The organism is Kosakonia sp. (assembly GCF_032052965.1).
In the GTDB taxonomy this organism is placed as follows: domain Bacteria; phylum Pseudomonadota; class Gammaproteobacteria; order Enterobacterales; family Enterobacteriaceae; genus Kosakonia.
The window spans coordinates 107,936-130,440 of record NZ_DAMBVN010000002.1 but is presented as its reverse complement, the minus strand read 5'-3'; the positions used below and the strand labels follow the sequence as shown (position 1 = coordinate 130,440).

At 53.7% G+C, this 22,505-nt stretch carries 28 protein-coding genes; 15 read left to right on the top strand and 13 right to left on the bottom strand.

Features of this window, described 5'->3' with window-relative positions:
* Positions 1-29: 29 nt before the first annotated feature.
* Together RTX30_RS03960 and yjiA are read left to right on the top strand one after the other, a co-directional pair.
* Complete coding sequence (locus RTX30_RS03960; RefSeq protein WP_312687047.1) at positions 30-233, top strand: YbdD/YjiX family protein; 204 nt, start codon at positions 30-32, stop codon at positions 231-233.
* Between the two features lie 10 nt (positions 234-243).
* Positions 244-1,200 (top strand): GTPase, encoded by a 957-nt coding sequence (gene yjiA / locus RTX30_RS03955; RefSeq protein ID WP_312687045.1) that lies wholly within the window; start codon positions 244-246, stop codon positions 1,198-1,200.
* A 63-nt stretch (positions 1,201-1,263) separates the two neighbouring features.
* Here the strand turns inward: yjiA and RTX30_RS03950 are convergent, their stop codons facing one another.
* Positions 1,264-2,634: an NAD-dependent succinate-semialdehyde dehydrogenase gene (locus RTX30_RS03950; RefSeq protein WP_312687043.1), complete on the bottom strand. Its 1,371-nt coding sequence runs from the start codon at positions 2,632-2,634 to the stop codon at positions 1,264-1,266.
* A gap of 198 nt (positions 2,635-2,832) precedes the next feature.
* Between RTX30_RS03950 and RTX30_RS03945 the strand changes: the two genes are divergently transcribed.
* Entirely contained in the window at positions 2,833-3,354 is a 522-nt protein-coding gene (locus tag RTX30_RS03945) for a VOC family protein (RefSeq protein ID WP_312687041.1), read from the top strand.
* A gap of 1 nt (position 3,355) precedes the next feature.
* On the opposite strand, the gene RTX30_RS03940 is transcribed toward RTX30_RS03945, so the two are convergent.
* From RTX30_RS03940 to RTX30_RS03930, 3 genes are read right to left on the bottom strand one after another with little or no spacing between them, the layout of a single operon-like run.
* Positions 3,356-4,459 (bottom strand): M20 peptidase aminoacylase family protein, encoded by a 1,104-nt coding sequence (locus tag RTX30_RS03940; protein WP_312687040.1) that lies wholly within the window; start codon positions 4,457-4,459, stop codon positions 3,356-3,358.
* 24 nt (positions 4,460-4,483) lie between these two features.
* Positions 4,484-4,951, bottom strand: coding sequence for a YjiG family protein (locus tag RTX30_RS03935; RefSeq protein WP_312687039.1), 468 nt, complete (start codon positions 4,949-4,951; stop codon positions 4,484-4,486).
* Positions 4,944-5,627, bottom strand: coding sequence for a nucleoside recognition domain-containing protein (locus tag RTX30_RS03930; protein WP_312687037.1), 684 nt, complete (start codon positions 5,625-5,627; stop codon positions 4,944-4,946). Before RTX30_RS03930 ends, RTX30_RS03935 begins: the two co-directional genes overlap by 8 nt.
* 378 nt (positions 5,628-6,005) lie before the next feature.
* Between RTX30_RS03930 and RTX30_RS03925 the strand changes: the two genes are divergently transcribed.
* Genes RTX30_RS03925 through RTX30_RS03915 form a run of 3 tightly spaced genes read left to right on the top strand, consistent with a single transcriptional unit; the run spans position 6,006 to position 8,385 of the window.
* Positions 6,006-6,902, top strand: a complete 897-nt coding sequence (locus RTX30_RS03925; protein ID WP_312687035.1) for a LysR family transcriptional regulator — start codon at positions 6,006-6,008, stop codon at positions 6,900-6,902.
* 42 nt (positions 6,903-6,944) lie between these two features.
* Positions 6,945-7,712, top strand: a complete 768-nt coding sequence (locus tag RTX30_RS03920) for an AraC family transcriptional regulator (protein WP_312687033.1) — start codon at positions 6,945-6,947, stop codon at positions 7,710-7,712.
* A gap of 49 nt (positions 7,713-7,761) precedes the next feature.
* Complete coding sequence (locus RTX30_RS03915) at positions 7,762-8,385, top strand: LysE family translocator (RefSeq protein WP_312687030.1); 624 nt, start codon at positions 7,762-7,764, stop codon at positions 8,383-8,385.
* Here the strand turns inward: RTX30_RS03915 and RTX30_RS22355 are convergent.
* Both RTX30_RS22355 and RTX30_RS03910 read right to left on the bottom strand, forming a co-directional pair.
* Entirely contained in the window at positions 8,266-8,511 is a 246-nt protein-coding gene (locus RTX30_RS22355) for a hypothetical protein (protein ID WP_409429796.1), read from the bottom strand. The genes RTX30_RS03915 and RTX30_RS22355 overlap by 120 nt on opposite strands.
* Before the next feature lie 8 nt (positions 8,512-8,519).
* The gene (locus RTX30_RS03910) at positions 8,520-8,765 is read right to left on the bottom strand and encodes a type II toxin-antitoxin system RelB/DinJ family antitoxin (protein WP_312687466.1); all 246 of its coding nucleotides are present in this window, start codon (positions 8,763-8,765) and stop codon (positions 8,520-8,522) included.
* Positions 8,766-8,843: 78 nt separating this feature from the next.
* On the opposite strand from RTX30_RS03910, the gene RTX30_RS03905 reads away from it, so the two are divergent.
* From RTX30_RS03905 to RTX30_RS03885, 5 genes are all read left to right on the top strand, one after another.
* Positions 8,844-10,124 (top strand): DUF445 domain-containing protein, encoded by a 1,281-nt coding sequence (locus RTX30_RS03905; protein WP_312687027.1) that lies wholly within the window; start codon positions 8,844-8,846, stop codon positions 10,122-10,124.
* Positions 10,125-10,148: 24 nt separating this feature from the next.
* Positions 10,149-10,388: a DUF2164 domain-containing protein gene (locus tag RTX30_RS03900; protein WP_312687024.1), complete on the top strand. Its 240-nt coding sequence runs from the start codon at positions 10,149-10,151 to the stop codon at positions 10,386-10,388.
* A 119-nt stretch (positions 10,389-10,507) separates the two neighbouring features.
* Positions 10,508-11,659, top strand: coding sequence for a double-cubane-cluster-containing anaerobic reductase (locus tag RTX30_RS03895; protein WP_312687022.1), 1,152 nt, complete (start codon positions 10,508-10,510; stop codon positions 11,657-11,659).
* Positions 11,660-11,668: 9 nt separating this feature from the next.
* Entirely contained in the window at positions 11,669-12,439 is a 771-nt protein-coding gene (gene yjiL, locus RTX30_RS03890) for a putative 2-hydroxyacyl-CoA dehydratase activator YjiL (RefSeq protein ID WP_312687020.1), read from the top strand.
* A complete protein-coding gene (locus tag RTX30_RS03885; RefSeq protein WP_312687018.1) occupies positions 12,432-12,689 on the top strand; it encodes a DUF3343 domain-containing protein in 258 nt (85 codons plus the stop codon). The genes yjiL and RTX30_RS03885 overlap by 8 nt, the downstream gene beginning before the upstream one ends.
* Positions 12,690-12,716: 27 nt before the next feature.
* Here the strand turns inward: RTX30_RS03885 and RTX30_RS03880 are convergent, their stop codons facing one another.
* The 5 genes from RTX30_RS03880 to RTX30_RS03860 form a co-directional block, all read right to left on the bottom strand.
* Positions 12,717-13,784: a DUF2955 domain-containing protein gene (locus RTX30_RS03880; protein ID WP_312687017.1), complete on the bottom strand. Its 1,068-nt coding sequence runs from the start codon at positions 13,782-13,784 to the stop codon at positions 12,717-12,719.
* A complete protein-coding gene (locus tag RTX30_RS03875) occupies positions 13,774-14,841 on the bottom strand; it encodes an HlyD family secretion protein (RefSeq protein ID WP_312687015.1) in 1,068 nt (355 codons plus the stop codon). Before RTX30_RS03875 ends, RTX30_RS03880 begins: the two co-directional genes overlap by 11 nt.
* Before the next feature lie 4 nt (positions 14,842-14,845).
* Positions 14,846-15,313: a MarR family transcriptional regulator gene (locus tag RTX30_RS03870; RefSeq protein ID WP_312687013.1), complete on the bottom strand. Its 468-nt coding sequence runs from the start codon at positions 15,311-15,313 to the stop codon at positions 14,846-14,848.
* A gap of 109 nt (positions 15,314-15,422) precedes the next feature.
* A complete protein-coding gene (locus RTX30_RS03865) occupies positions 15,423-15,836 on the bottom strand; it encodes a FosA family fosfomycin resistance glutathione transferase (RefSeq protein WP_312687012.1) in 414 nt (137 codons plus the stop codon).
* 119 nt (positions 15,837-15,955) lie between these two features.
* The gene (locus RTX30_RS03860) at positions 15,956-17,005 is read right to left on the bottom strand and encodes a DUF1176 domain-containing protein (protein ID WP_312687010.1); all 1,050 of its coding nucleotides are present in this window, start codon (positions 17,003-17,005) and stop codon (positions 15,956-15,958) included.
* A gap of 227 nt (positions 17,006-17,232) precedes the next feature.
* Here RTX30_RS03860 and RTX30_RS03855 point away from each other — a divergent pair, with 227 nt between their 5' ends.
* On the top strand, positions 17,233-18,258 hold the full coding sequence (locus RTX30_RS03855; RefSeq protein ID WP_312687008.1) for a hypothetical protein: 1,026 nt from the start codon (positions 17,233-17,235) through the stop codon (positions 18,256-18,258).
* 51 nt (positions 18,259-18,309) lie between these two features.
* Here the strand turns inward: RTX30_RS03855 and RTX30_RS03850 are convergent, their stop codons facing one another.
* Together RTX30_RS03850 and RTX30_RS03845 are read right to left on the bottom strand one after the other, a co-directional pair.
* Entirely contained in the window at positions 18,310-18,906 is a 597-nt protein-coding gene (locus RTX30_RS03850; protein ID WP_409429799.1) for an ATP-dependent Clp protease proteolytic subunit, read from the bottom strand.
* Between the two features lie 101 nt (positions 18,907-19,007).
* A complete protein-coding gene (locus RTX30_RS03845; RefSeq protein ID WP_312687004.1) occupies positions 19,008-19,172 on the bottom strand; it encodes a DUF1127 domain-containing protein in 165 nt (54 codons plus the stop codon).
* A gap of 175 nt (positions 19,173-19,347) precedes the next feature.
* Here RTX30_RS03845 and RTX30_RS03840 point away from each other — a divergent pair, with 175 nt between their 5' ends.
* The 3 genes from RTX30_RS03840 (at position 19,348) to RTX30_RS03830 (ending at position 22,480) form a co-directional block, all read left to right on the top strand.
* Positions 19,348-20,781 (top strand): PLP-dependent aminotransferase family protein, encoded by a 1,434-nt coding sequence (locus RTX30_RS03840; protein ID WP_312687002.1) that lies wholly within the window; start codon positions 19,348-19,350, stop codon positions 20,779-20,781.
* A gap of 291 nt (positions 20,782-21,072) precedes the next feature.
* Entirely contained in the window at positions 21,073-22,038 is a 966-nt protein-coding gene (locus RTX30_RS03835) for a winged helix-turn-helix domain-containing protein (protein WP_312687000.1), read from the top strand.
* Complete coding sequence (locus RTX30_RS03830) at positions 22,010-22,480, top strand: hypothetical protein (protein ID WP_312686999.1); 471 nt, start codon at positions 22,010-22,012, stop codon at positions 22,478-22,480. The genes RTX30_RS03835 and RTX30_RS03830 overlap by 29 nt, the downstream gene beginning before the upstream one ends.
* The last annotated feature ends 25 nt before the right edge of the window (positions 22,481-22,505 follow it).

Here is a 22,505-nt window from a genome sequence, read left to right as displayed (position 1 = left end):
CCAGCCTCCACAGATATCCGGGACAAATAATGTTTGGTAACTTAGGCGAAGCCAAAAAATACCTTGGTCAGGCGGCAAAAATGTTGATTGGCATTCCGGACTATGACAACTACGTTGAACATATGAAGACCAACCATCCGGACAAGCCGTACATGACTTACGAAGAATTTTTCCGCGAACGCCAGCAAGCGCGTTACGGCGGCGACGGCAAGGGCGGTGTCCGCTGTTGCTAAAGGAGAATTTATGACCCCCATTGCAGTCACGCTGTTGACCGGTTTTCTCGGCGCAGGCAAAACCACCCTCTTACGCCATATCCTTAATGAGCAGCACGGCTATAAAATCGCCGTTATCGAAAATGAGTTCGGCGAAGTCTCTGTCGACGATCAACTGATTGGCGATCGCGCTACACAAATCAAAACCCTGACCAACGGCTGTATCTGCTGTAGCCGCTCTAACGAGCTGGAAGATGCGCTACTGGATCTGGTCGACAGCCTGGATCGCGGCGATATCACGTTTGACCGGCTGGTCATTGAGTGCACGGGCATGGCGGATCCAGGGCCGATCATTCAGACCTTCTTCGCCCATGAGATCCTCTGCCAGCGCTATCTGCTGGACGGCGTCATTGCCCTGGTCGATGCCGTACATGCCGATGAGCAGATGAACCAGTTCACGCTGGCGCAATCGCAGGTCGGTTACGCAGATCGCATCCTGCTGACCAAAACCGACGTGGCCGGCGACAGTGAGAAACTGCGCGAACGCCTTGCCCGCATCAACGCCCGCGCGCCGATTTACACCGTCACGCACGGTGATATTGAACTGGCGCAGCTGTTTGATACCAACGGTTTTATGCTGGAAGAGAACGTGGTGGCAGCAAAACCGCGCTTCCACTTTATCGCTGACAAGCAAAACGACATCAGCTCGATTGTGGTGGAACTGGATTACCCGGTCGACATTAGCGAAGTTTCCCGCGTGATGGAGAACCTGCTGCTGAGCTTCGCGGAAAAACTCTTGCGCTACAAAGGGATGCTATGGATCGACAGCGAGCCAAACCGCTTGCTTTTCCAGGGTGTACAGCGCCTCTACAGCGCCGACTGGGATCGCCCGTGGGGTGATGAAACCCCGCACAGCACACTGGTATTTATTGGCGTGCAGCTGCCGGAAGAAGAGATAAGAGCAGCCTTTGCGGCTTTACGGAAATAAGCAAGCCAGAGGATGATACTGGCCCTCTCCCTCACGGGGAGAGGGCAAAAGGTGAGGGAAAGTTTACTTGTGCACAACCACCAGCTTCTGGTTCACAAACTCTTTAATACCCACATCAGAAAGCTCACGGCCAAAGCCTGAGCGCTTCACGCCGCCAAACGGCAGTTCCGCTGCGGTGTCGGTCAGCCAGTTGATCCACACCATGCCGGTTTCAATGCGCGACGCCATCTGTTTCGCACGCTGAATGTTGCGGCTGAAGATGGCGCCGCCAAGGCCGTAGTGTGAATCGTTCGCCAGGCGTACCGCTTCCTCGTCATTGTTAACCACATAAATTTGCGCCACCGGGCCGAAAAACTCTTCAAAGTACGCCGGGTTGTCGCGGGTGATGTGCGTCAAGATGGTGGGCTCAAAGAAGTTGCCTTCGCTATTGGCGGGTTTGCCGCCCAGGTGCAGTTTCGCCCCTTTGTGCACCGCATTACTCACCTGCTGGCTCAGCGTCTTAAGCGCATCTTTTGACGAGAGCGGGCCAAGGGTAGTGCTTTCGTCCAGCGGATCGCCCATTTTCACCTGCTGGAAAGCGTCGGTGAATTTACGCAGGAACTGATCGGCCACATCCTGATGAATAATAAAGCGTTTAGCGGCAGTACAGACCTGCCCGGCATTATTCAGACGAGCCTGAACGCCGACTTCCACGGCTTTCTCCAGATCCGCATCATCCAGCACAATAAAGACGTCGTTCCCGCCCAGTTCGAGAGTGGATTTTTTGATATGTTTTGCCGCTTGCGCCGCCACCACACTGCCTGCGCCTTCTGAACCCGTCAGCGCCGCCCCTTGCACTCGCGGGTCGGCAATGATTGCCGAAACCTGATCGGAAGAGATAAATAAATTAGTCCACGCACCGTCTGGTGCTCCCGCCTCGCGTACCAGATGGGCGAAAGATTCCGCACACTGCGGCACAATGCTGGCGTGTTTACAGACAACCGGATTACCGGCGGCAAGGTTCGGGGCCAGGACGCGCATCAACTGATAATACGGGAAGTTCCAGGGCTCCACCGCCATAATGACGCCAATTGGATGATGCTCAATCCACGCCTCGCCAAGTTCAGACGGGTACTTCACCGGGGCAAGGAAGCTTTTCGCGTTATCCGCATAGTAACGGGCAATCTGCGCGCAAAGTTGCACCTCGCCACGGCTCTGCCCAATAAGCTTGCCCATTTCGCGGCTGGCAATTTTCGCCAATTCTTCCTGCTGATTTTCCAGCAAATCGGCAAGCTTATGCAGCACCGGAAGACGCTGCTCAATACTCCCTTTCGACCAGGATGAGTGGTACAGCGCATCCGCTTGTCTCAGCGCGACCTCGATGTCGGCATCGTTGTGCGAAGGGAACTCTTTAATAAGCTGATTATTAAAAGGATTCACTGTTTTATAAGCCATATCACATGTCTCCTGTTATCGTCGTTAATTAAGCGAAAAACGCTGACATATCTAATAAGGCTAGTAGACGAGAGCGCCCATATAGAAAAAACAGGATAAAGAAACGTAAATATGACGTTTAACTGGCAGGATATTTCAACAATAAAGGTGGCAAAACCCTACGCTATGCTTACTCCATTACCACCAACAGGAGGATGCATGCAACACACCATTCGCGGTATCGATCATATTGGTATCACCGTTCCGGATATTGAAGACGCCACCCGCTTTCTGACGCAAGCGCTGGGAGCCGAACTGATTTATCAGTCCGTTGCGCCTGACGAAAAAGGCCCTGATAACGCGGCGCAGCAAAAAACGTTGCGCCTGGTGCCGGGCACGGTGATCAAATCCGTCAGGATGCTAAAACTTCAGCACGGCCCGGGTATTGAACTGTTTGAAATGCATGGACCAGAACAGCGCGAACCGCCGCGCGCCAGCGATTTTGGCCTGCAACACTTCGCGGTTTATAGCGATGATATCGACGCCGCCCTGCAACGCTTTAAAGCGGCGGGCGGCGAAGTGTTTACCGCACCGCAGCCGCTCGGTTTCCCGACAGAAAAAGGCGAAGGCAATCAATTTTGCTATGGGCGCACGCCATGGGGCAGCATCGTTGAGTTTATTGCTTACCCCTCGGCGATGCCCTACGAGCAAGAAACCACGCTGCGCCGCTGGAGGCCGTGATTCAGCCCAGCACATCCTTAACACAGGCTTTAAATACTTTTACGCCAAGCGCTAACGCCTCGCGGTCAAAGTGCATTTCCGGGTGATGCAGCCCGGGCGTCAGGTTCGCGCCCAACCCCCAGAAACCGCCTTTCACCTGCGGGCGCAGGCGCAGGTAGTGGAAGAAGTCTTCACTGCCCGGCGTCGATTTCGGCGCGGTCAACCCGGCATCACCAAACACGCTGCGGATAGCGCGGGAAACCACGTCGGTTGCTTCGTCATCAATGATCGCCGCCGGCATCTCTTTCAGAATGCGGATGTCAGCACGCGCACCGTAGGCGGCCGCACTGCTTTCGATGGCGCGAATGACCTGCGGTTTGAGTGCATCCATGGCGTCGTTTTCTGCCGCGCGCAGATCCCAGCACACCTGCGCCTTGTCGGGGATGGAGTTGGTCACGCCAGCATCGCAAAGAAACCGCGTAGCCTTCGCGCTCCAGGTGAGCGACGGCGCAAGATGAATGCCATTCACCGCCTGCACAGCGTGGGCGGCGGCATCCAGCGCGTTCACACCTAAATGCGGCCTGGCGGCGTGTGCCGCTTTACCGTGGAACATCACTTCAACGGTCGCGGACGCCGAGTAGTACATCGCCGGCACAGCCTGGCCCATCGGGCACTCTTCTATTGGCCGCAGGTGGAAACCGAGCAGCATCTCCACATCATCCAGCACGCCGCCTTCGGTCAGGGCAATTGCCCCGGTGCCCAGTTCCTCAGCAGGCTGGAAGATAAACTTCAGCTTGCCCTTTTTCACCACGCCTTCGGCCATGACTTCCTGCGCAGTAGTCAATACCACCGTGGAGTGTCCATCGTGCCCGCAGGTGTGGCGTGCCACATGTTCGCCGTCAATGATATGACCAAGCGCATCCATATCAGCACGAAGCGCCAGTACTGGCCCCGGCTTGCCGCTGTCCAGTACCGCAACAATACCGGTGGTGTTATTGACCTGGCGCGTGACCTGGTAGCCCGCCGCCTCCAGTACCCCGGCAATATAAGCGGAGGTTTTATACTCTTCGAATCCCAGCTCCGGGATCTGATGCAGGTAATTAAAGTGCTCTAGTGTACGTGACACGTCTTACTCCTTGGTGGGCTGCTCTCAGGCAATAACGCGCATTATCAGCATAGAAATAACCGCGTTGAGAATGCTGACGGCCATCAGTAGCGGCCAGTATTTTTTCGGCACATCGGCAACGCCCAACAGGCGGCCCATATACTGTAGCTGCGAACCCATTAAAAAGATGGCCGGTGCGAGAATGGTTATCTGGCCGACATCCAGCTGGCCTTTGCTCAACAAACTGACCGCCACGCCCGTTCCTGCGGAGGAGGAGAGCCAGGCGGTAAGCAACACGGTGATGGCCTCCCCCGGCAAACCGAACAGCCCCATTAGCGGCGCGCAAAGATGGCCGATTATCTGCATCACGCCGAGTAAATTAAGCATTTCGGCGATGACATAGGCCATTAAGACATTCGGCATCAGATTATTTATGGCAATATTAAAGCCTTTACGTGCGCCTATAACGAAAATATCGAACGGATTACCGGAGACTTTGGCGGTATTACTCATGGTTGAAATCCCTCTTATAGACAGTATTTAATGCCAGGCGAACCACGGCTGCGCCAACGAATTTAAGGACAAACATCAATACCAGCGGAATAATAATCGGGATAGTCAGCGAGGCGAACATCGCCGAGCCAATGGAAAAATAGTTATTAATTAACCCGGCACCGGAATATTGCCACGCGCCCATAATCACCACGTCTTTGCGGGTAATTTTTTCACTGTCGTACAACTCCTTTGTCAATGCCGCACCGGCATCGGTGCTTTGCAAATCGGTAATCAGCGCCAGACCGGTATAACCAGGAATGCCGAGCAGCGGTTTAAGCAGCGGGGTTAGCAATTTATGCGCTGCGCGGATCGCGCCATAGTGGGTAAAAATCTCCAGCAATCCCAGCGCCAGCATTACCGTTGGCACCAGCGACAGCGCAAAAAGGAACCCGGCTTTCGCGCTGATGCCGCCGCTGCCGATAAAGGTGTTGGTTTCCGGCGACTTCATGGTACCGAATGCGCCGCCCAGCGTAGTAAAGTCAAACGCTCCCAACCATGCCATGCCGTCAACTTTGAAAAAGAAACCGGAAAAGACCAGCAGAACAATGACCAGCGAAATCCAGGCTCCAGGGCCGACTTTCCACTCTTCCGCGTGCTCTTTCGCGGGTTGATCCAGCGTTTTCGATTCACTCATAACATCTCTCTTTGAAATAATCAGATGGCAATGTTCTATTACTAAGCAGGATCCATGCCTGAATAGCCCGAAGCTAAAATAAAAAACCTGCATCGCGACTTTTTATGCAATAAAAAACCACCCCGTAAAAAACGGGAGAAAATAAAGCAAAGTTACCGAAAAATTATTTAATTAAGCCCAAAAGCCGCCCTAATAAAATAACCTCTCACCATTATCGGGCACCTTTTTGGTGCGCCAGTGCATTTTTATTCTTTCATTTTTGTTTCTCCAGCGAACAGGACGGTTATTTTGATTATCACTATTCAATCAGGATGATAAATATCCGCTTAAGGATGTTATTGTTGCTCTCAGGTCAACAATTAAGAAGGAATGTGGCGGATGTTTCAGGATAAACAGGTCGGTTATCTGTATGAAGTGGGCAACCAGGGTGGCATCCGCCGCGCGGCGGACATTCTCGGTGTTAACCCGTCAGTAGTGAGCCGGCAAATCGCCCAACTGGAACGCGCCCTGCAGCTCCCCTTGCTGGAGCGGCGCGGGCGTAATGTGGTGCTCACCGAGGCCGGGCGACTGCTGGCAGAAGACTATTTTATTAGCCGCCAGCGGCGCGAGAAGCTGGAAAGCCAGCTTAAAGATTTGCGCCATATGCGTGGCGGCACGCTCTCGGTTCGCATAGGCGGCGGGCTGATTACCGCGTTTATCGAAGGTGTGATGCGTGAATTTGCCCGGACGTACCCGCAGGTATTTGTCGACATTGTGGTCGGTAGCATGCAGGAAATGCTCAACGACATTGTCAGTGGTGAAGCAGACATGGCGCTGGCCTTCGGCCCCATCGGCACCCCGGAATTGAAGCGCCACAGTTTTCACTGGGGGCCCATTTGCGCCGTCGTCTCACCGCAGCACCCTATCGCTCAGCGGCAAAGCATTACCATTGAAGAGCTGACTGAGCATGCGCTGATCGCGCTGACGGAAAACTTTGGTCTGCAACGCCATATGAATGCGATGTTTAAAAGCCAGGGTCTGCAATTCCATCCGGCATACCGTTGTAATCAGTTCTCGACCGCAATGGGGCTAAGCCAGGCTGGGCTGGGGATCTCTTTTATGACCGCGTACGCCGCCGCCGATCCGATTCGCCAGGGAACGCTGGTGGCGGTGCCTCTCGATCACCCGATTGCCAGCAGCGCACAATGCCATTTGCTACGCAACTCTGATCGGCGCTTTACGCCCGCAGCCCACCATATGTGGCGGCTGTTGCACAATGCGTTTAGCGATAAATAACGCACTGTGCTATACCAGAAAGCCGACTCAGCGAGGCTTTGTATGTCGATCACGCGCGATATCCAGCAATCTTTTTACCGCCCCGAAACCCTGCCAGGCGTTGAACTGCGCAGCACCTGGCGCAACGACCAGGCTTATAAACGCCACAGCCATGCTGAGCTGTCGATCGGCGCGGTGGTTGAGGGGCAAACGCACTGCGTCTGCAACGGGCAGGAGTACCTGCTGTCGCCTGGCGATATCATTGTCATTCCGCCGCTCACGCCGCACAGTTGTAATCCGCTCGCCGGGCAAGCGCGCAGCTACCATATGCTCTGGATCCCGCAGGTGAACGGCACACAGCAGCTGATACGCAACCCGCACCTGTTCCAGCAGTACCTGCACATTGTGTCACTGTTCGACAGCGGGCAAGCCCGCGCCTTGCCCGTTGCGATTAACCGGCTTCTCGCCGGGCTGTCTTGCGCCCCGTCGCCCTCGCCGCTGCGCCCCATTAGCCAGCAGATGCAAAGCGTGTTGCTGGAGAACCTGCAGCAGCCGCCGACGCTGGATGCGCTGGCGCACGCCTTCTCCCTTCGTAAAGAGACGCTGATCCGCACCTTTAAACAGGACACCGGTTTGACGCCCGGCAGCTTTTTAAATAGCGCCCGTGTGGAGTTTGCCAAAAGCCGCCTGCGCGCCGGTGATAATCTGGCCGATGTGGGCTATCAGAGCGGGTTTGCCGATCAGAGCCATTTTCACCGAACCTTTGTCAGCTACACCGCTGCCACGCCACGTCAGTACGCAACCGGGCGATCAATATCAGACAATAAATAGCGTCGCGTTGCCGCTAAGGTGACCGCAGTTTTTTGCTGCTGAGGTCACCATGGACATCTTTCCCCCTGCTTTTCCTGCGCTGGCGCTGTCGCATTTTGTTGCCCTGCTCAGTCCCGGCCCGGACTTCTTTTTACTGATGGGTTACGCCATTCGCTACCGTCTGCGCGGTAGCGCCGGGTTATGTGTCGGTATCGCTGCCGGAAACGGTGCCTATATTTTGCTGGCGATTGCGGGCTGGAGCGCGCTGCGCCAGTTCGACACGGTGTTTACGGCTATTGAATTACTCGGCGCGCTATGGCTGTTGTGGATTGGCTTACAGTTATTACGTAGTCGCCCACGCACCTTGTCAGCCAGCGAGGCGCTGCAACACTGCCCGACGTGGCGCAAACAGTTATTACTCGGGCTGGGTTCCGCCTTGCTCAACCCGAAGAATGCGCTGTTCTATCTGGCGCTGATGGCCGCCCTGCTCGGCCCGCATGTCTCGCTGTTGCAACAGGCGGTGAGCGGGGTCTGGATGACAATGGTGGTGCTTTTGTGGGATCTGGCTGTGGTGTTACTGATTGGCCTGCCCGTTGTACAGCAGCGCCTGAGTCACGCCGTGTGGTGGATTGAACGCGGTGCGGGCGCAATACTGATGGCGTTTGGCGGCGGGATTGTGTGGTCGACTCTCTAAAAAATGCTGTTCGGGAAGCCCGCCATGAGTACCCCGATCGGTCAAAACCACCAGATGTTGATTATCATCAACCCGGTACACCAACAAATCATCGCCTCCGAGGTGCAGTTCACGAAAACCGGGCATCTTTCCGGTTAGCGCACGATCGTTATATTGGCCGGGAGCGGGTCAACACCATCAAAGCGTCCATTCTGGTGTGCAGTCATATCTTCAGCTTCGCGCATGGCATTGCGTAACCGTGCTGTGGGGCTGCGGATAACGTTGAACGGAATACCGTCATTTTTAACAATTTGCTTAGCAAACAAACGTATCGCCACGCGCCCGTTGAGGCCGCAGCGCTCAGGCACCATTCCTGCGCGAGCGTTGCGTTCACTGTCGATGTGCTAAACCTCCGCTGCATTTGTAGCCACGAAATTGTTTCTTTGCACCCTCCCATCGTCTCGCTCTATGCTTATGTCATGGAAAAATTAGCTGAACTCAAGCGCGCCAAGCGTCTGGCGCTCTCGCTGTTGCTGGTTGCAGCAGCCACGTTTGTCACCACACTGTTCCTGCCGCCCAATTTCTGGGTGAGCGGGCTGAAGGCCATTGCCGAAGCGGCGATGGTCGGTGCGCTGGCGGACTGGTTCGCCGTGGTGGCGCTGTTTCGCCGCGTGCCCATTCCGTTCATATCTCGCCATACGGCGATCATTCCGCGCAATAAAGATCGAATTGGTGACAATCTTGGGCAATTCGTACAAGAGAAATTCCTTGATACCCAGTCGCTGGTAGCGTTGATCCATCGCCATCAGCCAGCACAACTGATCGGCGTCTGGTTCAGCCAGCCGGAAAATGCCCAGCGCGTCGGCCAGCATATCCTGCAAGTGATGAGCGGCTTTCTGGAAATGGCCGACGATGCCCATATTCAGCGGCTGCTGCGCCGCGCGGTGCACAAAGCCATCGACAAAGTCGATCTGACCGAAACCAGCGCACTATTACTGGAAAGTCTTACGCGCAATAACCGCCATCAGAAATTGCTGGACAGCCTTATCGCGCAGCTCATTGCCCTGTTGCAGCGAGAAAGCTCCCGCGCTTTTATCGCCCACCAGGTCGTGCACTGGTTGAAAACCGATCACCCGTTAAAAGCGAAGATCCTGCCAACAGAATGGTTAGGCGAGCAGAGTGCTGAGCTGGTGTCCGACGCGGTTAATTCGCTGCTGGATGATATCAATGCCGACAGCACGCACCAGATCCGCCAGGCGTTTGATCGCGCCACGCTGAAACTGATCGCCAACCTGAAAACCGATCCGGAAATGGCGCAACGGGCAGAGAACATCAAAGACTACCTGAAAAATGACGAGGCGTTTAACCGTTATCTGGGCGAGATGTGGGCCGACCTGCGCAACTGGATGAAAGCGGATGTACAGTCCGAGGATTCGCGGATGAAAAAGCGTATTACCGATGCCGGGCTATGGTTTGGCGAAACGCTGCTGGCCGATGGCGCGTTGCGGGCATCGCTGAATGAGCATCTGGAACAGGCCGCGCATCGTGTTGCGCCCGATTTTGCCGCTTTTCTGACGCGCCATATCAGCGATACGGTGAAAAGCTGGGATGCGCGAGATATGTCGCGCCAGGTGGAGCTGAATATTGGCAAAGACCTGCAATTTATTCGCATCAACGGTACGCTGGTTGGCGGAACGATTGGTTTAATCCTCTACCTGCTTTCGCAGTTACCCGCGCTGCTGCATATAGCCGTTTTTTAAGCCTTTTTGTAAGGAGACGCCTTCATGGCCGACATTGCCCTCACCCACAGCGAGCGCGAGCAGTTACGCGATAAATTACAAGCGTACTGCGAAACACATTTTGAACTGGAACTGGAGCAGTTTGACGCGGAGTTTTTTATCGATTTTATCGCTGAACAGATCGGCCCCGCCTTTTATAATGCCGGAATCGATGAAGCCATCCGGACGCACGCCCTCTACAGCGAGCGGATCCAGGAAGAGATGGATCTGAAAAAGATATTCTGAGCTTTTTTGCAGGCGGCGTTTTCAGCCTTAAGCCGCCGAAGATCAATATTCCCCTTTTCTTTGTATGCCTATAATGCGGCCACTTTTTTACATCTCCCGTGTCACGGGGAAGGAAAATCATGTCGCTTATTACCGCACTCCCGGACGTATTTGAACAATTCTCCGAAGCCCGCCAGAAAGGTTTTCTTACCGTGATGGATCTGAAAGAACAGGGCATTCCACTGGTAGGTACTTACTGCACCTTTATGCCGCAAGAAATCGCTATGGCCGCTGGCGCCGTGGTGGTTTCACTTTGTTCCACGAACGATGAAACCATCGAAGAAGCGGAAAAAGATCTGCCGCGCAACCTCTGCCCCCTGATCAAAAGCAGCTACGGCTTCGGCAAAACCGACAAATGCCCCTACTTCTATTTTTCCGATCTGGTGGTGGGCGAAACCACCTGCGACGGCAAAAAGAAAATGTACGAGTACATGGCGGAGTTTAAAGCCGTGCACGTTATGCAGTTGCCAAACAGCACGACGGATGCCGCGTCCCGCGCACTGTGGAAAGCCGAGATCCTGCGTTTGCAGCACGTTATTGAACACCAGTTTGGCCGGTCCATCAGCGAAGCTGCGTTACGCGATGCCATTGCGCTAAAAAACCGTGAACGCCAGGCGCTGGCCAATTTTTATCGCGTGGGCCAGCTTAACCCGCCCGCACTGAGCGGCGCGGATATCCTGAAAGTGGTGTACGGAGCGACCTTCCGCTTTGATAAAGAAACCCTGATCGACGAGCTCAATACCATGGCCGAACGGATCCGCTCCGAATGGCAGGCAGGGAAACGCCTGGATCCTCGCCCCCGCATTTTGATCACGGGTTGCCCGATTGGCGGCGCGGCGGAAAAAGTCGTGCGCGCCATTGAAGATAACGGCGGCTGGGTGGTGGGCTACGAAAACTGCACTGGCGCGAAAGCAACCGAGCGCTGTGTTGACGAGAACGGCGATGTTTATGATGCGTTGACGGACAAATACCTGGCGATCGGCTGCTCCTGCATCTCGCCAAATGATGAACGCCTGAAACTGCTCAGCCAGATGGTGGATGAGTACCAGGCCGATGGCGTCATTGATGTGATTTTACAGGCGTGCCACACCTATGCTGTGGAGTCACTGTCTATCAAACGCCATGTGCGCCAGCAGCACAACATTCCGTATATGGCGATAGAAACGGATTACTCCACGTCCGACATCGGCCAGCTCAGTACCCGTGTCGCGGCATTTATCGAGATGCTATAAGGAGTGTCCGTGACGTTTAGCGTAGGCATCGATTCCGGCTCGACCACCACCAAAGGCATCCTGCTGGAAGGTAACAGCGTGGTGCGGCGTTACCTCTGCCCAACTTCGTTTCGCCCCGCCGCCTCGATAGGTGAAGCATGGGAAACGCTGCGGGCAGGGCTTGCGGAACAACCGTTTCTGACGCTAACCGGTTACGGAAGGCAACTGGTTGATTTCGCCGACAAGCAGGTCACGGAGATCTCCTGCCATGGGCTGGGCGCGCGCCTTCTCTTGCCAGAAGCGCGCACGGTTATCGACATCGGCGGTCAGGACAGCAAAGTGATCCAGCTTGATGAACAGGGCAACCTCACCGACTTTTTGATGAATGACAAATGCGCCGCCGGGACCGGGCGTTTTCTTGATGTCATTTCCCGCACGCTGGGCACACAGGTGGAACACCTGGATACGATTACCGAAGGCGTCGAGCCGCATCCGATCACCAGCATGTGTACCGTCTTTGCCGAATCCGAAGTGATCAGCCTGCGTTCGGCAGGCATTGCACCAGAGGCAATCCTCGCCGGGGTGATCAATGCGATGGCTCGCCGCAGCGCGCATTTTATCGCCCGCCTTTCGACACAGGGGCCGTTACTGTTTACCGGCGGTGTAAGTCATTGCGCCACTTTTCGCCGCATGTTGTCAGCACACCTGAACAGTGAGGTATTTACCCATGATGATGCCCAGTATGCGGGCGCTGTGGGCGCTGCGCTGATTGGCCAGCGGCAGAGAAAGCGCCATGGCTGAGTATCTACTGCTGTTTCACAATACGCCTGGTGTCGTGCAAACCCGCAAAGCTATGCAGTCTGCCGGGGTCTCGTTCCGCGTGCTGGATATCCCCCGCAGTCTGCGCGGCGGCTGCGGTTTATGCATTCGCTTTCACTGCCCTCAAGGGGAGGAAAATCAGTGGGTTGTTCCGGGCGTTACCGAGGCGATTTATCGTTGTGAGGGTGAGGAATTCTTACCGGTTTCTGAATGCAGGATGTCGGCCCGATAAGCACAACGCCATCGGGCACATTCCGGCTTACTGCTCTTCAATCACAAACCGCGTGGCTTCAAAGCGGTTCAAAATTAAATGCACCAGCCAGACCATCGTTAACGTCGCCACCAGCGCGACAGTTACGGAGACTATCCGGTAGAGATCGCTGAATACCAGGTCGGTATCCGGATGCAGGTTCTGACCGAACATAATACCGATGGTCGTCACGCTGGAAAACCCGACGCCCGCCCCGACTTTCTCCATCACATGCAAGCGTGCGCTAAACGCGAGGCCAAGACCGATTAGCGGCATCATCAGCAGCATATGGCTGCTGTGGTTATAGAGGATCAGTTGCACCAGCAGGATATAGAGGCAGGCAATGACCACGCCCACCACGCGCCACAATGAACTGAGCACCGAGCCGCGATAATGCATCGGGAACAGGATCAGGATCCCCGCCATCAGCGCAGAGAGAGAGTCGCTCAGATCGCTTATCTGGAACACAACAAAAATCAGGGTGGCGACCGTCCCGGAGAGCAGCGACTCATGGCGAACGCGGGCGGCATTTTTCTCTATCATCGGCGGGCGGGTACGCGGCTCCACATCCGGGATCAAATAGTTCATCAACGCGCTCAGCGCCACGGCCATCACGCTGGCCTCAACATTAGAAAACAGCAGCGTATGCCAGTCGCTGGAGGGATAACTCATAAAATTGAGCATCGTGCTCTGACAAACGACGCCTGCGGAACCAAACAGAAACAACGCACCTTTGCTCATAAAGCGAAAACGCATTACGTACAGCGCGAACACGACCAGCGTCATGATCACTGGCCAGCGCGACAAATAACCGATGATGAATACCATTTCGATGCCGTTCAGCACCGCGCTGAAAATAAACTGCCTGGCCACGTGGCGATTAAACACCGGCACCAGTGACAACAGCATCACCGGATAGACCACATAAAATACGCCGTACTGTGTGTTGTAAGAGCTTGAAATACTGAGCGCAATCATCCCGGCAAACACAATACGCAGCGTCTGACGGAAGTCGTTCGGCGTGTAAACGATATTGCCGTGCGGCGTAAAAACGCGTGCCAGCGTATTAATAGACATAATGCAGCAGGCTCACCAGATGGATTTGCAGCCCGGAGAAAATACGGGCAAACACCCCTTCGCTGTTATACAACTGCACGGTGGCGCGCGCGCCGGTCGGCAGTGGTTTCGTTAACGGCTCATCCAGCGCCACATGAATGCGCATGCGCTGTGCGTCGCGCACCCAACGGTTGGAAGTTTCCGGTGCCGACAGCTCGCCATTTACTGCTTCCTGTCCGGCGAGCACACCGGCATCACTGCTGGTGACGTGAGCTTTGAACACTTTGCCTGGCAAGGCATCGAACACCACGGAAGCATCGGTGCCGGCATGTGTATGGCGCAGGCTTTTTTCGCGGAAATCCGCCACGATATCGGCCTTATCATGTACCAGCGCCAGCGAGGCGTTACCCGCAGAGGCATAGAAACCGGGGCTTAATTGCAGGTTACTTACGGTACCGTCCATTTCGGCGCGCACCTGCGTCCAGGCCAGGTTAAGTTGCGACTGTTGCAACGCATTGCGGTATTTTTGCAGCGTCACATTGCGGGCATCATCACGATCGCCCCGTTCGATGGTCAACTCATCAATGCTGGCGTTGAGATTGTTTACCGATTGCATACTGTTCTGCCATGTGGTGCGCGCTTTATCCAGATCGGACTGCGAAATGTTATGCATTGCGCTCAGGTTCTGATAGCGCTCAAAAGTAACGCGATCATTTTGCGCGGTCAGTTGCGCGCTCTTCAGGCTGGCTTGTGCGGCAAGGATTTGCGCATCCAGTTGCTGATTCGTCAGCTTTGCCTGCGCCAGCGCGATTTCGCTGGCCTCGACCTGATTTTTAAACGGAGTCGGATCCAATTCAAACAGCACGTCGCCCTTTTTCACCGTACTGTTATTTTGCACATGCACCTGGGCCACATAGCCGGAAACACGCGCGGAAACCGGGGTCACAATGCGCATCACAGTGGCGTCCGGGGTGAGCGGGATCCAGATATCGGCAAGGATGAAATAGACAAACATCAGCAGGAAAGAGGCAATACTGACCCTTACCCAGCGGGCAAATTTTTGTTCTGGCGTCATCATTTTCTTATTCGGTTTTATTTTCTTCTTCGCGCATCACACGCAAATTACAGGCGAGTTGGTTGAGCGTGGCGCTAAACGCATGCAATTCATCTGCCGGGATGTTCTCGGAAGCCCGCGCCTGGCAGGTTTCAATCACTTGCGAGATTTTATCCAGCAGACGGTTACCCTCTGCGGTGAGCGCCAGCAGGCGAATGCGCTTATCGTACGGCGATGTCGTACGCGCAATCAGCCCCTGGTTTTCCAGCTGTGTCAGGGTGCGCATCAGCGGCGGTAGTTCTATCCCATGCACTTCCGCCAGTTCACTGACTGAAACATTATCGCCCAACTGGCGCAGCTGCATGAGCACCGTCCAGCTCGACTGCGTCATTCCGGTGTCGCTCAGCGCATGGTCAATAGTGGCGCGCCACTGGCGTACCACCATGGCCATCCGCATGCCCAGCGGCCGGCGGGCAAACAATTCGTCTTCAGTCATGGGAACTCCCTCATTTCACTGGGGGAGCAAGATAATAGTTATCACGGTAAGCATCAAGAAACGAACAGACAAAGAGCATCGATTGCCAAAGCGGAAACGTTCGGCTTAATCAAAAAAAAACCATACCCTGGTAAGGCTTTTCACGGCATGCCGCAAGGCGCTGCGCCAGATTTCCGACGTGCGCTTCCAGTTTGTGCCCATCCGGATCGAGAAAATACCAGGAGTGACCTTCGCTTTTATTCACTTTCCAGTTCGCCACGCCAGCCTGCTCAAGACGGTCGACAAACGCGGTAAAATCGCTTTCATCCACACTGAACGCGTAGTGCGTATAGTCGCTGTGTTGGGGTGAAACTGGGGTACGCTGCACATCTACCGACAGGCATAACCACAGGCCGCCACAACTGAGATAAGCGCCATTATCCCAGCGTGCATGCAACTTCAGGCCCAATAATTGATGATAAAATTCGACGCTGCGGGCCAGTTCGCTGACCGCCAGCGTAAGGTGATTGAGACTGGTTAACATAGGTTGGCTCGTCGAAGTGGGTGGAAAGTGAGAATGAACACTATAGCAACCTGATGCGCTTTATGGGTCGCCATAGTGTTCTGCCCGGTGCGCAGTCTGAGCCACACCGCCGGGAAACATTACTTCGCGGCTTTCACTTCGGTCACAAACTCCGGCAAATCCCAGGTGCCGCCTGCGCGAATATAGCGGCACATCCCGGTGGTTGCCTCGCTGCTCTTACGGAAGGTTTCCCCGTCCCAGACCCACTCCGCCGATGCCCAGCAGTCACCAATACCGCGACCACGCTGGCCGAGGGAAATCACACCATCGCCATAATCGGAGGCCGAGTTAGTGATAAATTGCGGGTTGCCCTTCAAAGCCTTGTCGATAACCCAATAGCCGTAACCTTCGTTGTAGGCCCCGCGCCAGCAGAGTGTGGAAATTAACGCGTGCTTACTGTCCAGCGGCGTCAGCGTTATATCATTATCGCCTTCAATGACAGGTTCGGCGGGTGTCGACAGACGATCGCACGCATTTTCTTTCGACACGGCTGCCAGTAAACGCGGCGTTAGCGCCCTGGCTTCCGCCTCTGTCAGCGCGCGATCCTCGCCGCCTTCCACCGAAACGGCCTGAATCACCGGAGCCGCCACCGCAGGCGTCACCGTACTTTCAGCTTTATCACCCTTTTTGCTCAGCGCTCCCGGTGTACCGACGCGCCCCTGCACGTCGTCGAATTTCAACAGCACAGCGGAGGCCCCCTCGCCCGACAACACAAATGGCTTCGCGCCGCCCTTAAACTCAACCTTGCTACTGCCTTTCACGGCAGCAATAAGGTTACGGGCCTGTTCGTCTGATAAGCGCCAGGTATCGCTGTCTTCCGCGGTGACATCGCCTTGTGATTTGCCGTCGATCCATAGCGTCAGTTTTGCCTGCTGCGTTGAATCATCGGCTTCCATTTCTGCCAGCACCACATCCACCGTGACAGACGTGTCCGGCCCGGCTTTGCGAGTAATCAGCACAGATCCGCTGGCTTCTTCTTCCGCGCTATAGCCTGCTGCACGGCAGGTCAGGGTGTTATCGCACACGACTTCCCAATCTTTATGATCGAACGAGACGCCGCTGTGCCCTGCCAGCGCGGGAAGGGTAAGCGTCGCTGCTATCACCAGCGTCGCCTTAATACTGCTATTCATGCCATCACTCCGTAATGAGAAATGGGAACAGTGTGCAGAAATTATCTGTCAGGGAGAAGTGGATTTTTAGTCTGCATGTTAAGAGGATGATCGCGCCCACACGTCGCCTGCGAAAAAGGAAAACCTGCAACTTATGGTGGCTGGCTACCTGCTAACATCTGCCCTAAGATAAGCCTGATAACTCATTAAAAAACAATAAGAAAACGGAATAAAAAAGGACTTACACAGTGAAAAAAATCTCAAGAATATGCTGGAACGATAAGTACTGGCGTGCGCCATCCGGGCGTGAAGGCAAGTCAGTGAATAGCAGCAGCTACGAATATCAGCATGGATTTGGTCATGAGGAGTGGTTATTCGACACCGAAAAACTCATTGATGGCTATCATTACGCTTATTTGCAATCCGTAGCGGGAACAGACCGCACGGGTGACGCAATCGATATCAATTTATACACCATCAAAAACGAAAAAAAGAAAAATACACGTTATTGGCTGGGAGAAATTTTAGATGTTGAGCTGGTGTCACCGAAAGAATCTCGTCGGATATTAAAGCAATACAAAGAAAAAGGCTGGTACGATGAAATGCAATCCCAGCTTAATGAAGTTGACGTTGATGGCGATATATTAGGCTCAATCGACAAAGGCGATTTTTTTACCATTAAGTTTAAGCCGCAAAACTTACGACTATGTGAGCCGTATATTTTTGACCATCACGATGAGGCCGTAAAATCAAACTACTATAACCTCATTAATTTTGTTCAGCTTCCTCTTCAGACGCCTCGCGCGGCAACGTTCGATTTTAAAGCGGGCCATCGGTCTAAACCGGAGCGCGGTGAGCGCAGCGGCGGGGGTTATCGAACCGAGATCAGTTACATCCACAATGCAATACAGGACGCGTTATATACCGCGCTCTGCCAGCAAGTTGGCGAAGACCGCGTAAGCACAGAACAAAACACCGGGTATGGCACGCGCATCGATCTGGTCGTACAGGAAAATGAAAATACTTACTCGTTTTATGAAATAAAAACCCATGCGCATGTTTCATATTGTATTCGTGAGGCGATAGGCCAATTACTGGAATATGCCTACCGACACGATAACGCTGTAAATATCAGTAAAATGGTTGTGGTTGGAATCACCCCGGCGACAGCAGAAGATAATGCCTATATCGCACGGTTACGGGCGTTGCACCAGCTTCCGCTGGAGTATATGCATTTCGATATAGACAGCGAAGCGGTATTCGTTGCGGAATAATACAACGTCCAGCCGGCTGGTCACTGGCTGGACATCATTCATGGCAGCTGATTAATTAAGATTCAGTTCACCGTAAGATTTCACCACGCGGGAAACAATACCGTAGTCGATGGCTTCTTTGGTGTTCATCCAGAAGTTGCGATCCGTGTCCTGCTTCACTTTGTCTACCGGCTGACCTGTCGCTTCGGCGATCATACGGTTGACGCGCTCGAGGGTACGAATGATCTCTTTCGCTTCAATCTCAATATCGCTCGCCTGACCACGCACGCCACCCAGCGGCTGATGGATCATAAAGCGGGTATTCGGCAGTGAATAACGGTGCTCTTTTTTTGCTGCCAGCAGGATAGTGATCCCGGCACTGGCCACCCAGCCGGTACCAATAATGTGCACCTCTGGGGTGATAAATTTGATCATGTCGTGGATGGTATCCGCAGCTTCGACATGTCCGCCCTGGCTGTTTAAATAGATCTTGATCGGCGCATCGCTAATGCCCTGCAGCAGCAGGAGCTGTGTCACTACTTTTTCGGTAAGTGCCTGGTTAATTTCCCCGGAAATAATAATGGAGCGGGAATCCAGCAGTTTTTGCTGCATCAGTTGGGAAACATTGCCCGTTTCTTTCTCTTTTTGCTCGTCGTCGTTGTCATTCATAAAGTGCATGTGCTTTCTCCCCTTCAGGTTATGCAGCTAAGCATAGCCCAAGCCAGGATAAGCGGAAATAACAAGATGTTATCTCCGCACTTTCCGGACCATTAGCCAACCTCATCGCGGCGCAGCCCTAAATCTTTTAGCTGTTCGTCACTGAGCGCCCTCAGCAACCGGCGCGTTTGCCAGCGCTCCCGCAGACGCTGCATTTTGCGCCAGAGTAAAACAAAACCAATAAACGGACGATGTGGCCGATTCTCATTGAATTCCATACCTAAGCTCCTCACCAGAAAGAGCCTTATCATCGCTGTAAATGTCGCTTGCAATACAGATTCAGAAATTACTTTTCTTTAACATACAGATCGCTTAAAACAACTTCTGAATCGCAAAAATAGCGCCAATCTGTACTGGTTTCATAATCTGTATGGCGACAAGAAAGGATACAGCATGACACGCTACCAACATCTGGCTACGCTGCTGGGGGAACGTATTGAGCAAGGTTTATACCGTGCAGGTGAAAAACTGCCGTCGGTGCGCAGCCTGAGTCAGGAGCATGGCGTGAGCATCAGCACCGTGCAGCAGGCCTACCTGGTGCTGGAAAAGCTGCAGTTGATCACCCCCCAGCCACGCTCCGGTTATTTTGTCGCGCCGCGTAAAGCCCAGCCTCCGGTCCCGGCAATGTCGCGCCCGGTGCAAAGGCCGGTAGAAGTTACGCAGTGGGATGAGGTATTAACCCTCCTCGACGCCCGCACCGACAAAGAGATCATTGCCTTTGGCGGAGGCGCGCCAGATATTACGCAACCGACGTTAAAACCGCTGTGGCGTGAAATGAACCGCGTTATCCAACATCAGTTACATGACGCACTGAGCTACGACACGCTGCCAGGCCGCCACGAACTGCGTGAACAAATTGCCCGCCTGATGCTGGATGGCGGCACCTCGCTGAATGCCGATGAGATAATTATCGCCAGTGGCTGCCACGCGGCACTCACCCTGGCGCTGCTGGCCGTATGCCAGCCGGGCGATATTGTTGCTGTCGAGTCCCCTTCCTATTACGGCACCATGCAACTGCTGCGCGGGCTGGATATTAAAGCGATTGAAATCCCGACGGATCCCAATGTAGGGATCAGTCTTGAAGCGCTGGAGCTGGCGCTGGAACAGTGGCCGATTAAAGGCGTTATTCTGGTGCCTAACTGTAATAATCCGCTCGGTTTTATTATGCCGGAGGCGCGTAAAAAAGCCGTACTGTCGCTGGCGCAACGCCACGATATTGTGATTTTTGAGGATGATATTTACGGCGAGCTGGCGTGCGAATACCCCCGCCCTCGCACCATCAAATCGTATGATATCGACGGCCGCGTATTGCTCTGCAGCTCGGTGACTAAAACTGTTGCGCCGGGTCTGCGGGTTGGCTGGATTGCGCCGGGTCGCTATCACGACCGGGTATTACATAAAAAATATGCCGCTATTGGCACCAATGTACCGAGCACACAACTGGCGGTCGCAGCATTTATTCGCGACGGCCACTACCATCGGCATTTGCGGCGTATGCGCCAGATTTACCAGCACCAGCTGGAAACCTACACCTGCTGGGTACGTCAGTATTTCCCTTGTGGAATCTGCGTAACACGCCCACAGGGCGGGTACATGTTATGGGTGGAACTACCCGAAAGCGTGGATATGGTCTGTGTCTCCCGTGCGTTATGCCGTTTAAAAATCCAGGTCGCCCCAGGGTCGCTGTTTTCAGCCTCTGGCAAGTATCGTAACTGCCTGCGGCTTAACTGTGCCCTGCCGCTTAGCGACACCAACCGGGAAGCGATTAAACATCTGGGGACGGTGATCCACAATGCGATCGATGAGACTCCCTCTTGTAACGCGTGATGAGTATTTGCCTACCGGGTAATTACGCCCGGTAACTTTATTTATTGCAAATCAAAAGATTAATAAAAACGGAAAGTATATTTCCGCCGTTCAGCAAAGCGGAAATATATATACCGCAATCGTTTTTAGCACATCATTTAACATTATCACAGTGGAACAACATCGACTGAGACTGTAGAATAAAATGAATGAAATATCCTGTGCATCCATAGTTAGTTAAGCCATGCATAATTAACATTCTGGCCGGATCAAAATGAGAATTTTCATTAATAAAAGCTGGCATGAAATGTTATGAACAAAACGTACTACGCCGTTAACAACTGGCTCATTGATCTGCCTTCAGGTTCCGTTCTCCATTTAATCACCGGGGAGCGTAAACGGCTTGGCGCTTATCAACTTCGCCTGCTGGATTTACTGCAGCAAAATGCGGGGAAAATTTTCACCCGCGAAGAACTCACGGATTTGGTCTGGGAGCGTCGGGTCATTGGCAACAATAGCCTGCCCAACGCCATTCATGCGTTGCGCGCTGCGCTGGAAGATGACGGCAAACAGCAACGCATCATTCGTACCATCCCGAAACGGGGTTACGTGCTGGAGCCGGAATATTGCCGGAAAGTAGAACGGGAGGAAGAGGAGCTCAACCTCGGCAGCGAGCTGCCTGCACAGTATGAGACGGAGAGGGCTTTTCAGGTACCGCCTCCCGCCCCACCCCCACCGACTTTCGCGCCACCAACGCCTCCTGAAGCCCCAACGCCAACTGAAACACTGACGCTTCCACAGACGCTGACGCCTTCCGTGACGGCACTGCCTGCAAGCTTAAACCACTCCACGGTTCTGCTGTTTGCGGTGCTGGTTATCGCCTTTTTTCTTGGTGCCCTCGGTTATCAGGCTGCGCACCGCAACCCGCCCTCCGTCGCCCAGGAAATCGCGAAAAATGTTTACAGCCATATTCATCTTTTTGTCATTCTTGATACCCACGGTGATTTACCCGTTCAGGAAAAAACGTACCTGCAACTCAAAGAGAGTTTTTATATTTTAGACCAGCAGCTTAAATCCAAATCCACGCAGATGAGTGTTTTCTACCACAGCGTTAATCAAACCCTGAATTACACTTTTCGGTTACGCACGCCCTGTGAAGAAAAGATCCTGGCGATGCAGATAGATCACGCCCGGTCAAACCCGGCACTGCTGAATAATTTAATCCTGAGTGAAACCCGGAGAAAGCTCAATGAAATGGCATCCTGCAACACGCCTTAAATTGTCGTTTGTGCTGCTAACCGGTGGGATTATTGCCGCACTGGCGGGTTATATTTTGATTCCAACGCAAAACCCGCTGAAACAGAACGTCAGCGTCAGTATGCAGTTAGGTTTTTACGACCTGATGCTACGCCAGAAAGAGCTGTACGATACACGCATGATCACATCGGGCAACACCATCCAGAGCAATATAACCAGTCCGAACGATAATCAATTTGTGCTGAAAGGCAACTTTACGCGGATCCGCCAACAGGGAAACCAGCACTACTTTTCCTATCGGCCCGTCTATTTTATGCCTTCGCAAAACAGTCGCATCCTTGATGGCAACCTGGATTTACTGTCGCAGACCCCCTTCTGGATACAGCAAACAGAGGCCAGCGACACCCCACTGATGAGCATGCCCAACGGTATGATTTATCTCTACCCGTTGGAAGACCGCTAACAGACCCGCTTCAGAAAACATCACA